The following is a 15,822-nucleotide window of genomic DNA, read 5'->3' as shown; positions in this document are numbered from 1 at the left end:
CGGCCCCGGCGGAGTCGCCGAGGCCGATGTTCGTCGCAGCACCGTCGTGTGGTCAGCCGCCGTTCCACTGAGGACGAACGCGGCGGCTGACCGTTCCGGTCAGCTGAGCGTCGCCACCCAGTCCGGGTTGTCCTTGAGCCACTGGGTGACGGCTTCGTCTTCCTTGCCCTCGCCGTACTCGTTGACCACCAGGTCCTCGAGCGTGCCGTACTGCTCGTCGTCGAGCTTGGCCTTCGACATCATCGCGGCCACCTCGGGGAACTCGTCGCTGAAGCCCATACGGGCCAGCTCGTGCAGCCCCTCGGCCTCGCCCAGCGCGCCCTTGGGGTCCTCCAGGTCCTTCACCGGGAAGGCGTTGTTGGCCCAGAACGGGCGCCACAGGGTGACCACGATGTCCTGATTGCTGTCGACGGCGTTCTTCAGCTCGGCGAGCATCGAGGTCGTCGACGAGGTGACCAGCTCGTAGTCGCCGTCAAGACCGTACTCCGGCATCACGGACGTCTTGGTGACCTCGGTGAGACCGGCTCCCGGCTCGATGCCGATGATCTTGCCGCCGAACTTGTCGGCGTTGCCGGTGAGCTCCTCGATGGAGCTGATCTCGGTGTACTCCGGCACCGCCATGGTGAGCTTCGCGTTGTCGTAGTACGCGCCGAGGTCCTCGATCTCGTCGCCGTACTTCTCCATGTAGGACTTGTGGGTGACCTCCGGCCACGCGGACGGGTAGACGTCCACGTCACCCTCGGCAAGGCCGGTGTAGAGCGGCGCGGCCTCGGACAGCTCCTGGATGTCGACCTGGAAACCCCTGTCCTCCAGGATGTTCTTCCACAGGTACGCGGTGCTCAGGCCGTCGGTCCACGACGGGATGATCCCGAGCGTGATCTGCTTGTCGCCGCCGTCGCCGCCACTGTCACCGCTGTCACCGCCGTCGCCGCCGTCGTCGGAACCGCACGCCACCAGCCCGAGGCTCAGGCCGAGCGCCGCCAATGCCGCACCGACTCGCTTCCCTGTCATCTTCCTCGTCATTCGTCGTCCTCTCTTCGTGCGGGCATCACGACGCCGCCGATCCGTTCCGATGGTTCGCGGACGGACGTGGCGCCTCTCCTTCTCGTTCGTGGGCGACAGCACCGACGCTGTGCGTCCACCCGGTCGGGGATGGGTGTGTCAGTCCGGCCGACACCCGTCAGCCGGTCCCGGCGGGAACGTTCTGCTGCTCGGTGGCAGCCGCCGTGGTGTCGGCCCGCCCGGCGGACTTCGGCCTCGCCGGCCTGCTCACGCGGGCACGCAGGCCGCGGAGCAGACCACGCCGCGGACCACGCTGCCCGGCGGACGCGGTGACGCGGTCGAGGAAGATCGCGAGGATCACCACGGAGATGCCTGCCTCGAACCCGAGTCCGATGTCCAGCCGCGAGATCGACGACGTCACCTCGCTGCCGAGCCCGCCACCGCCGACGAGCCCGGCGATGACCGCCATCGAGAGCGCCAGCATGATCACCTGGTTGACGCCCGCCATCACGGTCGGCAGGGCGAGCGGAAGCTGGACCTCCCGGAGGATCTGCCGCGGTGTCGCGCCGAACGCGTGCCCTGCCTCGACGACCTCCGCGTCCACCTGGCGGATGCCCAGCTCGGTCAGCCGGACACCGGGCGGCAGCGCGAAGATGATGGTGGCCACCAGCCCGGCGGGAACACCGATGCTGAACAGCGTGACCACCGGGACGAGCCACACGAAGGCAGGCATCGTCTGCATCAGGTCCATGATCGGACGGATCACCCTGCTGAACCGGTCGGAACGAGCCGCGAGGATACCGAGGGGGATGGCTATCACCAGCGCCACGAACGTGGCGACCACGATGAGCGCCAGGGTGTCCATCGCGTTCTCCCACTGGTCCATCGAGATGATCAGCGCCATCCCGACCAGTGTGCCTGCGGCGACCTTCCAGTCCCGGACAGCGAGAGCGAGCAGTGCGAACACGAACGCCAGCACGAGTGGCGCGGGCGAGTTCAGCAGGTCGGCGATGCCGGTCACCGCGTCCCGCAACAGATCGGCGACCTCGTCGAAGAAAGCGTCGAGATTGTCCTTGACCCAGTCGAAGGCGTTGTCGATCCAGTCCCCGACGGGGATCCTCGGGAGACCGTCGACGCGCTCGTCCCACATGTCCCGCACCCAACCGCTCGCCGCGCCCATCACCGGGCTCCCTTCACAGTGGCGTCGTGCACCAGTTCGGAGTCGGGAGCGGGTGGGGAGCCGATGTCGGGATCGGAAGCAGCGGACCTGGCGACACTGCCCAGGGCGCTGAGCAGCGTGACGCGGGCGATGACGCCGAGCAGGGTCTGGTCGGCGTCGACGACGGCGATGGGGGTGGCACTGTGCGCCGATGCGGCGAACAGGTCGGCGACCGCGGTGTCGGGAGTGACCTTGGCCGGCTGCTCCAGCACGCCGGCGAGGTCGTCCCGGCCCGCGGCGACGGCGTCCGCGGCGGCCGACTCGCTCACCACACCGTGCAACCGGTGGTTGCGGTCCACCACCATGATGCCGTTGAGCTGGTTCTCGCGCATCAGCTTGTGGGCCGCGCGCGGCCCCTGGCCCGCGCCGAGCACCGCGACCGGGTTCTCCATCACCGAGGCCGCCGTGAGGATGCGGGTGCGGTCGACGTCCTGGACGAACTGGGCGACGTAGTCGTTGGCCGGGTCGTTGAGGATCTCCTCGGCCGTGCCCTGCTGCACGATCCGGCCGTCGCGCATCATCGCGATGCGGTCGCCGAGGCGCATCGCCTCGTTGAGATCGTGGGTGATGAACAGGATGGTCTTGCCCAGGTCGTGCTGGAGCTTGATGAGCTGGTCCTGCATCTCGCGCCGGATGAGCGGGTCCAGCGCGCTGAACGCCTCGTCCATCAGCATGATGTCGGTCTCCGCCGCGAGCGCGCGGGCCAGGCCGACCCGCTGCCGCATGCCGCCGGAGAGCTCACCCGGGTACGAACCGCCCCAGCCGCCGAGACCGACCAGTTCCAGGGCGTGGTCGGCCCGCTGTTCGCGGTCCGCGCGGTTGAGCCCCCGGACCTTGAGGCCGTAGGCCGCGTTCTCACCGACGGTGCGGTGCGGAAGCAGTGCGAAGTGCTGGAAGACCATGCTGATCCGCTCGCGCCGGACGCGCCGCAGACCGCGCCCCTCGAGCTTCGTGATGTCCTCGCCGTCGATGAGCACCGCCCCGGAGGTGGGCTCCAACAGACCGTTCACCATGCGGATCAGGGTGGACTTGCCCGATCCCGACAGGCCCATCACGACGAAGATCTGGCCGGGATCGACCGAGAAGGACGCGTCGATGACCGCCGGGGTCAGGCCGTCCGCGCGCAACTCCTCGCGACTGGTCCCCTCTCTCAACCGGGCTACCGCGCGTTGCGGGCGACGGCCGAAGACCTTGTAGATCTCGGACAGCTCGATCAATGACACAGGCAGAATGACCTCTCGGTGTTGACGCCGCCTCGGACGCCGGCGTCCTTGTCCGCGGTCCACACCGGCGTCGGAGTGCGCCGGAGGGCGCGAACCGCGTCCCGCAACCTAACAAGTCCGGAGTCGGCGGACCCACACCCGGGTGTGCGATGTGGACGCGGACCGGTCCGGGTCCCGTGTCACCACCCCTGGTCGTCAGGGGATCTCACTGAGTGAGGGAGGGATCCCGCGCTCCGGAGGTCCGCCCGTAAGCAAGAACAACCTGCGTACCGGGGGTATTGCCAGGTGACGCGGGACGCGGGCCGGTCGGCCCGCCACCCGGCCCGGTCACGTCGATCACGGATACGACACGATCTGATCTCTCGGTCCGAGCGCTCGCCCGAAGCGCTTTGCCGGCCCCGATCTGCCCGTCTGCCGGTCGCCTGGCAGAGTTCACCGATCCGGATCGTCAGGAAATCGCAAGGTTTACCTTCGCCGGCGTGATGGACGATTTCCAGCCCTGGACTCTCGTGGAGCTTCCGCGGCTCGCCGGTTCTCCTCGGTTCGAGTCAGCGCCTGCGTTTCCGGGGCAGCCAACCATCGCACACACCTCGACGTGCGTGACCGTGCCACCCATTTCCTTGTGCCGCAGAGCTTCGTCACGATCAGCGGATGTTGATCGAGTCCTGCCAACGCCTGCGGCAACGAACAGAGATGCAGGACGCCAAGGCGCTGGGTGGCGCATGGTCGCGCTCGGACCGCGGTTTCCTCTCCGTACCCCTGAAGCTGACACGTTCCCCTCACAGCGGCGTGACGAGCCCTGCCAGCACGGCGTGCAGGTCGGCGTCCCAGCCGACGACGGTGGCCTCGGTGAACAGGTCCGTGGAGTACTCCCAGTAGATCCGGTCCTCGGCGATCCGCACGTACAGCTCGGTGCGTGCCACGCCAGGCACGACGAGCCCGGTGGTCCGCGACTCGACGCCGGGCAGCGCCAGCCGGGGTGGCGGCGTGGTGACCACGGTGAACAGCACTGTCGGGAACTGGCGGTCGACGTGGTCCGGTGCCACGGCCGCGACCACCTCCTCCAGCGGCAGGTCCTGGTGGTCCAGTCCGCCGAACAGGGCGGCCGAGAACTCCTCCAGCGCGTCCGGCCCCGGCCGGACCCGCACCAGCACCGCGTCGCCGACCATCCCCACCACGCGTTCGTGTTCGGGTCCTGCCCGGTTCGCGCTGGACGTCGCGAGCACCACCGCCTCGGTCCCGCACACCCCGGCGAGCCACGTCGCGAACGCCGTCGCCAGCACCGCGTACGGGGTGGCGCCCCGCTCGGCGGCGACGGCCTCGACGCCCGCGACGATCTCGCGTGGCAGCACCGACTCGTGCAGCGCGCCACGACCGGACACGGCCGGCGATCGCTGCCGGTCGACCGGCAGCGACGACACTATGTCCACATCGGACAGTGCGGTTCGCCAGTACCGCACCAGCTCCGCCCGCCGCTCTGGCGACGGCCCGGTGTGCTCCCACCGCGCGTAGCCGGTGTGCGGCACGGCAGGTGGCAGGTCCGGGTCTCTCCCCTGCCGTGCCGCCGCGTACAGCTCGGCGAGCTCCTCCCACAGGATTCCCAGCGACACGCCGTCGCACACCATGTGGTGCAGCACGACGGCCAGCACCCACCGGTTCCCGCCCAGCCTGCCGAGCCGGAACCGGTGCAGGGGTGCGGCTTCCAGCGCGAACGGTGCCGCGGCGAGGTCAGCACACCACCGGTCGGCTTCGGGTTCGTCGAGGTCGTCGGCCGGGAGCGGGACCGGTGTTGGCGCGAGGACCTCCTGCACCAGCGTGCCGTCGTGTTCGGCGACGCGTGTCCGCAGCGCGGCGTGCCGGTGCACGAGTGCCTCGACCGCCAGACGAAGCGCGGCCTCGTCGAGGTCGCCGGTCAGGTCGACCCGGTGCGCGACGTTGTAGACGGCCGGGTTCACGCGCTGATGGTGCCGTCGCCACAGCCTGCGCTGCACCGTGACGAGCGGGGCGGTGTCGACCACGGCCGCCGTGTCGAGCCGCAGGGCGAGCGCGCGGATCGTGGGCTCGCGGAAGAACTCGGTCATCGACGGGGCCGCGCCGAACCGCTCGCCGACGCGGTTGAGCAGGCGCACCGCGGACAGCGAATGCCCGCCGAGCGCGAAGAACGACCGGTCGGCCGGTACGGCGTCGCGCCCCAGCTCAGCGCACCACAGCTCGTGCAGCGCCCGCTCGGTCGCGGTGTCCGGCGCGGCGCCGGCCTGGTCGGCGGTACCGGGGTCCGGCAACCGGCGGCGGTCGAGCTTTCCGTTGGGGCTGACCGGAAGCCGGTCCATGGCGACCCAGTGGTGCGGCACGAGGTAGTGCGGCAGCAGGGCGCCGAGGCGGGGTGCGAGCGAGTCGGGCGTGCGGCCCGCGTCGAGCACCACGTAGGCGACGAGCTCTGGCTCGCCGGAGGGCCCCGACCTGGTGACGACGGCCGCGTTCCGCACGCCGGGCAGGTCGGCGAGGACCCGCTGGGTCTCCCCCGGTTCCACGCGGAAGCCGCGGACCTTGACCTGGTCGTCGCGCCTGCCGAGGAACTCGACGGTTCCGTCGGCACGCCAGCGGCCGAGGTCGCCGGTGCGGTAGCGGCCGTCGACGAACACCGCGGCGGTCTCGTCGTCCCGGCCCAGGTATCCGGCGGCGACGGCGAGGCCGCCGATGGTGATCTCGCCGACGGCGCCGACCGGCACCGGTTCGCCTCCGCGGCCGAGCACGTCGACGGTCACCCCGTCGATGGGCGCGCCGACGGGTGGCGTGGTGTCCCGCGCCGGGTCCACTCGGTGGGAGGTGACGATGATCGACCCCTCGGTCGGACCGTACTGGTTGTACAGCAGGCAGTCCGGGTGCTCGGCGAAGAACCGGCGCACGCCCTGGCTCAGCACCATCGGCTCGCCCGCGGAGATCACGGCCCGCAGGTCCGGCAGGTTCGGCCGGGTCTCCAACAGGTACCGCAGCGGCGTGTACGGCATGAACAGCCGCTCCACCCGGTGGGTGCGTGCGACCGCGGCCAGCGCAGCGGGGTCCTGGCGGGTCGCGTCGTCGACGAGCACGAGACAGGCGCCCGCGGCGAGCGTCCCGACGATCTCCTGCACGCTCACGTCGAACGCGGGTGATGTCCACTGGAGTGTCCGCAGTGGCGGATGGTGCCGGAGCTGCCAGCGGACCACGTTCGCAGGCCCCCGGTGCGGCACGAGCACACCCTTGGGTCTGCCGGACGAGCCGGACGTGTAGATGCAGTAGGCGATGTCGTCGGCGTCGAGCTGAACCGACGGCCGGGTCGCGGGGCCGAGGTCGGCGTCGGCGGGCAGGCCCTGCCCGGTCAGCAGCAACGCGGCCGCGCTGTCGGCCATGACGAGGTCGACCCGTGCCTGGGGCAGGGACGGGTCGAGTGGGAGGTAGGCGGCGCCGGACTTCAGCACGGCGAGCAGGGCGGCGATGAGATCCGGGCCCCGGTCGAGCCGCACGGCGACGAGGTCTCCCCGGCCGATGCCCTGCGCAGCCAGCCAGTTGGCGAGCCGGTTGGCCCGTTCGTCCAGCTCGCGGAAGGTCAGCTCGCGGTCGCCCTCGATCAGGGCGGTGGCGTCCGGGCCGCGGTCGGTCTGCTGCTCGACGAGGTGGTGCAGGCACGGTGGCGCGGGCAGTGGCTCGCCCTGCCAGGCGGCCAGGCGCGCCTGTTCGGCGCCGGTGGCGGCGGTGAGGGCCGACAGCGGCGCCGCCGGGTCGTCGACCGCGCGCCGCAGCGTGGTCTCGAGGTGGGTGAGCAGGCCGTGCACGGTGTCCGCGGTGAACAGGTCGGTGTCGTACTCGACGGAGATCCGCAGCCCGTGCGCGTGCCGGGTGAGGTAGAGCGAGAGGTCGAACGGCGCCCGGTCGGCTGGCACGTCGAGGATCGTGGCCGCGACCTCCGGCGTGAAGTCCACAGTGGACTCGTTCTCGTACTCGATCATCACGGTGAACAGCGGGTTGCGGCCGGGGTCGCGGACCGGGTTGAGGATGCCGACGAGGTCGTCGAACGGCACGCGGTGGTCGTAGGCGTCGATGGTGGTCTCGCGGACGCGGTGGGTCAGCTCGGTGAACGCGGGGTCGCCGGACAGGTCGACACGCAGTGGGACGGTGTCGAGGAACAGGCCGACGTGGTCGGCGGCGTCCCGGGGCCGGTTGTCGACGGCGGTGCCGAGGACCACGTCGTCCTGGTCGGCGAACCGCCCGAGGACGGCGGCGACACCGCCGAGCACGGCCATGAACAGGGTGCTGCCGCTTGCCTGGGTGAGCGCCGCGAGACGGTCGACGAGCGTGCCGTCGAGTTCGCGGGTGAGCGCGGCGCCGTCGCCGGAGCGGGTCGCCGGGCGCGGGTGGTCGGCAGGCAGGCGCAGCTCCGGCGCCCCGTCGAGGCGGGCGCGCCAGTACTCGACGTCCTCCGGGGTCGCGGCGTCCTCGCGGGGGTCGAGCGGGGGCAGCGCGGGGAGGTCCCCGCCGGGCCGGTAGTAGGCGGCGAGGTCGCGGACGAGCACCGCGGTGGACGCGGAGTCGAACACGATGTGGTGCGCGGACAGGAAGAGCAGGTGGTGGTCGGCGGCGAGGCGCACGAGCCGGGCGGCGATCAGCGGGCCTTCGGCGAGGTCGAACACGGCACGGCCGGTGGTGTGCAACGCGTCGCGCAGCGCCTCCTCCTCGGCCGAGCCGGGGAGTTCGACGAGCGGACAGTCCACTGTGGCGTGTGGGAGCACGACGTGCCGCGGCTCGCCACCGTCCTCGCGGAACACCGTGCGGAGGGCGGGCTGGCGGTCGACGACGCGCCGCAGCGCCTGCTGGAGAGCGGCCGCGTCGAGCGGTCCGGTGAGGCGGATCGCCTTGGGCTCGTGGTAGATCCGCTGGTGGGGGTAGAGCCGGTCGAGGAACCAGATCCGCCGCTGCGCAGCGGTGAGCGGGCGCTGCCCCGGCAGGAACGCGGCACGCAGCGTGTCCAGCGCGGGCAGTGCGGCGAGCACGCTGTCCTTGTCCACGCCGAAGTCGACGAAGCAGGCGATCTCGTCGGCTCCTGCGGCGATGAGGTCGGCGACGACACCGGCGCAGCTGTCGACGGTGCCGATGAGCGCGCGGGACTCGCAGTACCGCTGGTAGGCCTGGCCGAGGAGGAACTCGACGTCGTCCTCCGGCGTGGCCGCGAGGTCGATGTCGACGCCGAGGCTCGTCGTGACCTGGTCGAACAGCGAGAGGGAGGAGCGCAGGTAGGCGCAGAAGGGTGCGAAGGCCGCCGTGCGCACGCGGTCGAGGTCGGCACCGAGGTAGGTGTGCACGAGGACGACCACCCGGCCCGCGTCGGGGTCGAGCCCGTGCTCGGCGCGGGTGCGGCGGTAGAGCGCCACGTTGGCGGCGAGGTCGTCGACGCTCTGGGACATGAGGTTGGTGACCACGCCGAGGTTCTCGGCCGCGGCCCGCCGGTAGCTGTCGGGGTTGCCGACGACCGCGACGAACATCGGCGGCATGGCCTGGACGGGGCGTGGGTGGGCGCGGACCTCGACGGGCTCACCGGAACCGGAGGTGGCCTCGACGGCCTCCCCCGCCCACAGCCTGCGGACGGTGTCGAGGTGGGTGTACATGAGGTCGCGGTGCCTGCCGAAGTTGTCCGGCGCGAGCGCGAAGTCGGTGGCGTGCCAGCCGCTCGCCACGCAGAGCCCGGCCCGGCCGCCGGAGAGGTTGTCCACGACGGACCACTCCTCGGCGACGCGAACGGGGTGGTGCAACGGGAGTACCACCGAACCGGCGTGCAACCGGATGCGCTCGGTCTGCGCGGCGAGCGCCGCGGCGAGCACGGACGGGTTGGGGAAGAGCGCACCGAAGGAGTGGAAGTGCCGTTCGGGTAACCAGAGCGCGTGAAACCCGCGCTGGTCGGCGAACCGCGCGGCGGCGGTGATGAGCGCGTACTTGTCGGTCTGCTGCTCGTCGGGGTAGTCCCCGAAGAAGTAGAGGCTGAAATCGGCGGTGTTCGGCCGCCGTGTGCTCGCCGCGGCCCGGCCCGGCGCCGCCGGGCCCGGTCGCCGCGTGTGCGGCGGCGGAGCGGCCGAAGGCGGCGGTGCCGGCCGGGCCGCCGGGGCCGTTGCCGGCGGGGCGGTCTGCCGCGGCGGCGCGGGTGTCGTGGCCGGGTGGGGGCTGAGCGCGGCGAGCTGTTCGGACATCAGTGCGGTGACCCGGTCCACCATCTGCTCGGCAACGGCCAGCTGCCGCTCGACCAGCGCCCGCAGGTCGGCAGCGGCGGCGCCGCCGGTCACCGGCTCCGGTTCGGCGGCCGGTGCCTCGATCGCCGGTGGCGGTTCGCTTCGGTCGACCGGTTCCGGCTCCGGTTCGGCGGCCGGTGCCCCGGTCGCCGGTGGCGGTTGGCTTCCGTTGGCCGCTACCGGCTCCGCCGCCGGGCCAGGGCCGAGCAGGTCCGCCAGTTTGCGTGGTGTGTCCGCGTCCCCGAACAGCGCTCTGATCGGGACCCGCACCCCGAACTGCTCGTCCAGGTCCCTGGTCAGGTTCATCAACGACAGGGAGTCGCCGCCCAGTTCGACGAACGTCCTGTCCGGGTCCACCTCCTCGGTGGCCATGCCGAGCGTCCGCGCGGTCAGCGCCCGTACCCGCGGGAGGCGGCCCGCCGCGGGGGCCGCGCCGTTCGTGCCGAACGGGTGGCCGGGCAAGGGGATCCGGCGCCCTGATGTCGTCATCGCACTCCACTCGATCTTCTGGCCCCGCCGGTACGTCTCGCCCACCGTGTGCAGGAACGCCACCGGCAGGTCCCGGTTTCCCGGCAGGGTGGACAGCCACCGCCCGCCCGCGCGCCTGGCCAGCCGGGACAGCGCCGCACCAGGGCCGACCTCCAGCACGTCCCGGCCCGCCACGGCGGACAGCACCAGGTCGAAACGGACCGCGCCCCGGGCGTGGCGGCACAGGTAGTCGCCGTCCACCACGTGTCCCGCGGGCAGCACGTGCCCGTCCAGACCGCTCACCATCGGCACCCGCAGCGGCCGCCATTCGACCGAGGCGGCGTGCCGGGCGAGCTTCTCCAGCGCGGGCTCCACGAGCCGCGAGTGGAACGCCGTGTCCACGTCGAGCCGCACGCACGCGATCCGCCGCCGCCGCGCCAGGCCGGCGGCCACCGCCACCGGGTCCGGCGGGCCGCTCAGCACGTGCACCCCGGCGCCGTTCACCGCGGCGATCTCCGTGCCGCTCCCCGCCGCCAGCTCAGCCGCGACCACCCCGTCCGCGTTGACCACCAGCATCGAGCCCGGCTCCGTCGCCGCCATCGCCTCGCCGCGGGCCGCCGTCAGCCGCACCCCGTCCACAAGGGACAGTGCGCCCGCCGCGTACATCGCCGCGTACTCGCCCTGGCTGTGCCCCGCCACCAGCGCGGGTGTCACCCCGAGCGACCGCCACAGCTCCACCAGCGCCGCCTGGAACGCGAACAGCACCGGCTGCGTCTCGCGCACCTCACCCCCGCACAGCTGCGCCAACAGTCCCGGCCGCACCCGTTCGCACTCGTCCAGCACCCGGCGCACCACCGGGAACGCCTCGTACAGCTCGGTCGCCATGCCGGTGCGCACGCCGTCCTGACCGGAGAACGCGAACACCAGCGGGCCGAGGGCGTCGGCGGGCGCCCGCACCCGGTCCAGCGCGTCCGCCAGTTCCGCGGCCGAACGACCGGCCACCGCCATCCGGTGCGGGAAATGCCTGCGCCCCAGAGCGAGCGTCGTCGCCACGTCCACAGGGGACAGTCCCGGGTGCGCCCGCAGGTGCTCGGCCAGCCTGCCCGCGAGCACCGTCAGCGACTCGTGGTCCGGTGCCGACACCGGTACCAGGACGGCCTCCCGCGACGGTTCGCGTTCCGGCACTCTCGGCGGCTCCTCCAGCACGACGTGCGCGTTCGTGCCGCCCACCCCGAGCGCGGTCACCCCGGCCCGGCGCGGCCTGCCCTCGACCGTCCATTCGCGACGTTCGGTCGCCAGCGTGAACGGGCTGTCCGCCAGCCGCAGCGCGGGGTTCGGGGTGCGCAGGTGGACGGTCGGCACCAGCTCCCGGTGCCGCAGCATCAGCACGACCTTCAGCAGCCCGGCCATGCCCGCGCAGCTGTCCAGGTGCCCGATGTTCGGCTTCACCGAACCGACCGCGCACGAACCGGGTGGTGCGCCCGCGAACGCCTCGCACAGCGCGTCGAACTCCACCGGGTCGCCGACGGCGGTGCCCGTGCCGTGCGCCTCCACGTACGACACCGTCGCCGCGGGCGCCCCGGCGCGGCGCAGCGCCTCCCGGATCACCGCCACCTGACCGGACACGCTCGGCGCCGTGAACCCGACCTTGCTCGTCCCGTCGTTGTTGATCGCGGAGCCCAGGATCACCGCGTGCACCGTGTCACCGTCCGCCAAGGCCGCTTCGAGCGGCTTCAGCACCACCGCGGCCACCCCGTTCCCGCCGACGGTGCCGTCCGCGGCCGCGTCGAACGCGCGGCACCGCCCGGTCGGCGACAGGATCGACCCCGGGTGGTGGCGGTAGCCGGCCTCCTGCGGCAGGCGGACCGCGGCCGCACCCGCGACGGCCATGTCGGCGTCCCCCGACAACACGGCCCGCGCCGCGAGGTGCACCGCCACCAGCGACGTCGAACAGGCCGTGCGCACGCCCACCGCGGGCCCGGTCAGCCCGAGGCGGTACGCGACCCGCGACGCGAGGAAGTCCGGCTCGCCACCGATCGTCCGCTGCAGGGCCGTGGTGCCGTCCTCGGCGCCGGTGCCGCCCGGGCTGTCCTGGTGGCCGTACAGGTTCATGCCGTCACCGGCGAACACCCCGACCCGCTGCCCCGGCGCCGCGTACCCGGATTGCTCGAGCGCCTCGTAGCAGCACTGGAGGAACAGCCGGTGCGCCGGGTCGGTCAGCTCGGCCTCGCGCGGACTGATCCCGAAGAACGCGGGGTCGAACCCCGCCACGTCCTCGAGCGCGCCCGCGACCGGCTGGAACGTCGCGGCGTGCGCGATCCTGGCAGGCACCCCGGCGGCGGCGACCTCCTCCCGCGTGAAGCGCCGCACGCTGTCCACACCGTCGCGCAGGTTGCCCCAGTACTCCTCCGGTGTCCGCGCGCCGGGGAACCGCAGCGCCATCCCGATGATCGCGATGCGGCCACTGGCCGCCGCGGCACCGCCGGTCGCCGGTGCCGCGACCGGCCTGCCCGCGAGGTGGGCGGCGAGCGCGGCCACGGTCGGGTGGCGGAACAACGCGGTCTGCTCGATCTCGCGGTCCAGCTCGCGGGACAGCACGGCACGTGCCCGCATCAACGTCACCGACGTCAGCCCCAGCTCGTAGAACGGGGTGTCGGCGTCGACCTCGCGACCGAGGACGGACCCGAACGCCGCGGCCACCCGGGCGACCAGTCCCTCGTCGGACACCGGTGGTTCGGTGCGGGCCAGGTCGCGCAGCGCCGTCCTGCGCACCTTGCCACTCGGTGTCCTCGGGAAGTCCCGCCTCGGCACCACCACGACCTCGCCGGTCAGGCGCAACCGTTCGAACAGCGCCGCGCGGACCTCGGCGACCAGCCGGCCTGGGCCGGGCTCGTCGGTGCCGACGAACACGTGCAGCCGTTCGCTGCCGGTGCGGTCGTCGGGCACACCGCACGCGCCGACCCACCCCGTCACGACACCGGTCACGCCCGCGGCGACGTCCTCGATCTCGTGGCAGAAGTAGTTGTGGCCGTTGAGGACGATCACCTCCTTCGCGCGCCCGGTGATCACCACCTCGCCATCCGCGATGAACGCGAGGTCGCCGGAGTCGAGCCAGGCCCGGCCGGTGCGTTCGTGGTCGGGGAACAACGCGCGCGTGCCGTCCTCGTCGCCGAGGTAGCCGGGCGTGACCCGGCACGACCGCACCTGCAGCCTGCCGATGCGGCCTTCCGGCAGCACCTCGCCGTGCTCGTCCACCACCCGCAGCTCCGCACCCGGCGCGGGCGGCCCGACCGCGACGAGGGTGACGCAGTCCCGGTCCGGCGTGTCCTCACCCGGCCACACCAACTCGCCCCGCATGCTCGACTTCAGCACCCGGTGCACCGCGGCCGGGGTGTACCGGCCGAGGGTGATCGCGGTGGTGGTCTCGGCCATCCCCCACGCGGGCCGCACGCAGTCGTCGCGGATGCCGAACCTCCGCGTCGCGTCGAGGAAACGGGACACGACCGCCACGGTCACCTGTTCGCCGCCGTTGAGCAGGGTGCGCACCGGCGTCAGGTCCCATGTGCGGTCCCCGTCGACGGGTACGCCGTCGAGCGCGTCGGCGATCAGCTGGTAGGCGAAGTTGGGTGCCCAACTGTGCTGCGCGCGGTACTCGGCGAGCAGGTCCAGCCACAGCAGCGGGTCGCCGAGGACGAGGTCGGTGGGGGCGTGCACGTTCGTGGCCCCGACGAACACCTCCAGCACGTGGTAGATCAGCAGCGCGCCGCTGTGGTCGAGCGGCATCCAGTTGACGCTGGTGTGTTCTGGCCGCACGTCGAACACGCGGCGGGTGGCGGCTGCGAACTCGGCCAGCCCGCGGTGGGTCAGCCGCACCGCCTTCGGCGGGCCGGTGCTGCCGGAGGACAGCATGAGCAGTGCGACGTCGTCCTGGTCCGGCCGGTGCGGGTCGGCGGGTTCCGCCGCCGCGCACTCGCCGACGCCGACGACCGTGCCGTCCTCGCCGGTCAGCGCGCGCAGCCGGGTCACGGCGTCCGGACCGGTGAGCACGAGGGGGCCGCCGAGCAGCCCGAGGAGGTGCGCGAACCGCTCGACCGCGGCGGGCGGCGGGTCCTCGGGCATCGGCTCGGCGATCACGGCCGGGGTGAGGCCGCCGAGCAGACACGCCCACAGTGCGGGGAAGAAGTCCGGCAGTGCCAGCCCGTGCAGCACCACCGCGTCCCCGGGGCGGCAGCCGCGGGCACGCAGGCCGCCGAGCAGGTGCCGTGCCCGCCGCAGCAGCTCCGGGTAGGCGACGCGGTCCGGGTGGCCGGCCGCGGTCACCGTGATCACCGCGCTGTCCGGGTGGCGTGCGGCGGCCAGCAGCAACGCGGCGCAGGCGTCCGGCGGGTCGTCGTCGGTGTGGGTCAACGGGGCGCCGACGGACAACGCCATCGGTCTTGCGGACATCACGACTCCTGGACGACGGGTGCCGCGGTGCGGCGTCGGGTGAACGTGACGGCCAGCAGGCCGATCGCGGCGAGCACCGCCACGCCGTGGAACATCGTGACGACGGTCAGGGCGGGGGCGACCTCCAGCACGGCGGAACTGGTCACCATCCCGACCGCGAAGCCCGCGGTCTCCGCGGTCGCGGACATGCCGAACAGGCGGCCGCGCTGCTCGTCGGGGGCCTCCTGCAGCCGGGAGGTGTAGACGATCTCGGTGAAGCCGTCGGCGAGACCGGCCAGCAGCGCCACCCCGATCAGCGCGGGCCCGGCCGGCACGGCGAAGGCGAGCACGAAGCTCACCGCCATCAGGCACGTTCCGAGCGCGAACGCCCGCTCCCCCAGCGCCACGCGGCGGACGACCTGGTGCGCGAGCAGCGTGCCGATCGCCCAGGACGCCCAGAACTGGCTCATCACGAACGCCGGGTCGGCGGGATCGAGCTGGTTCGCGTACAGCGGGATGGCCATGTTGTGCGACGCGGACCCGAACGCGTCGGCGCCGCGCACGGCGACCATCAGCACGATGACCGGACCGGCGATCGCCAGGAGCCTGCCCTTCACCGGATGTGCCTGCGTGGTGGCCGGGTGGTCCTCGGTGCGGGTGGGCAGGCGGAGCGCGGCCAGCGCCGCCGCGGAGACCACGAACGACGCGGCATTGACGTAGAAGGCGGCGTCGAACCCGCCTGCCGCCACGACGATCCCGGCGCTCGCGAAGCCGAGGACGGTGCCGAGGGAGCGGCCGGTGACGAGCCTGCCGTTGGCCTTGACCCGCTGCTCCTGCCCGACCATCGCCGGCACGCTGCTGCGCAGCGCGACGGTGAAGAGGGTGTTGCCCGCGCCGAGCACGACGGCGGCGGCGACCAGGAGGGGGACGTTCCCCTGGCCAGCCGCGAGGACCACCATGGCGGTGGCCTGGACGAGGTCCGTGCCGATCATCAGACGCCTGCGGTCGAACCGGTTCACCAGCCGGCCGGCGACGAGACCGGCGCCGAACCCGGCGCCCAGCCGCAGGGCCATGACGATGCCGACACCGAGCGGGCCACCGGTCACGGCCAGCGTGTACAGGCTCAGAGCGACGAGGTTGAGGTAGTTGCCGTAGGCGGAGCACGAGTAGCCGAACACCAGCACCAGGAAGTTGCGTGGCGGGCCTGTCAACGGCGCTCCCGGTGGGCTCG

The 15,822-nt window shown here is 72.6% G+C and carries 5 protein-coding genes; all 5 read right to left on the bottom strand.

The window, feature by feature from the left end:
• Positions 1–99: 99 nt before the first annotated feature.
• The 5 genes from ACFPCV_RS30890 to ACFPCV_RS30870 all read right to left on the bottom strand — a co-directional run bounded on the left by ACFPCV_RS30890 (position 100) and on the right by ACFPCV_RS30870 (position 15,802).
• Positions 100–1,011 carry a glycine betaine ABC transporter substrate-binding protein gene (locus ACFPCV_RS30890; RefSeq protein ID WP_378060002.1) on the bottom strand — a complete coding sequence of 304 codons (912 nt, stop codon included), beginning with the start codon at positions 1,009–1,011 and terminating at the stop codon, positions 100–102.
• A gap of 169 nt (positions 1,012–1,180) precedes the next feature.
• Positions 1,181–2,182: an ABC transporter permease gene (locus tag ACFPCV_RS30885; protein WP_378060000.1), complete on the bottom strand. Its 1,002-nt coding sequence runs from the start codon at positions 2,180–2,182 to the stop codon at positions 1,181–1,183.
• Positions 2,182–3,444: a quaternary amine ABC transporter ATP-binding protein gene (locus ACFPCV_RS30880; protein ID WP_378059999.1), complete on the bottom strand. Its 1,263-nt coding sequence runs from the start codon at positions 3,442–3,444 to the stop codon at positions 2,182–2,184. The genes ACFPCV_RS30885 and ACFPCV_RS30880 overlap by 1 nt, the downstream gene beginning before the upstream one ends.
• Before the next feature lie 779 nt (positions 3,445–4,223).
• Complete coding sequence (locus ACFPCV_RS30875; protein ID WP_378059997.1) at positions 4,224–14,612, bottom strand: MupA/Atu3671 family FMN-dependent luciferase-like monooxygenase; 10,389 nt, start codon at positions 14,610–14,612, stop codon at positions 4,224–4,226.
• Positions 14,612–15,802 (bottom strand): MFS transporter, encoded by a 1,191-nt coding sequence (locus ACFPCV_RS30870; RefSeq protein WP_378059995.1) that lies wholly within the window; start codon positions 15,800–15,802, stop codon positions 14,612–14,614. The genes ACFPCV_RS30875 and ACFPCV_RS30870 overlap by 1 nt, the downstream gene beginning before the upstream one ends.
• Positions 15,803–15,822 lie beyond the last annotated feature (20 nt).

Origin of the sequence: Actinophytocola glycyrrhizae, assembly GCF_042653545.1 — a bacterium.
Lineage (GTDB): Bacteria > Actinomycetota > Actinomycetes > Mycobacteriales > Pseudonocardiaceae > Actinophytocola > Actinophytocola glycyrrhizae.
The sequence above is the reverse complement of the archived record's forward strand: the minus strand, read 5'-3'. Positions and strand labels throughout refer to the sequence as shown.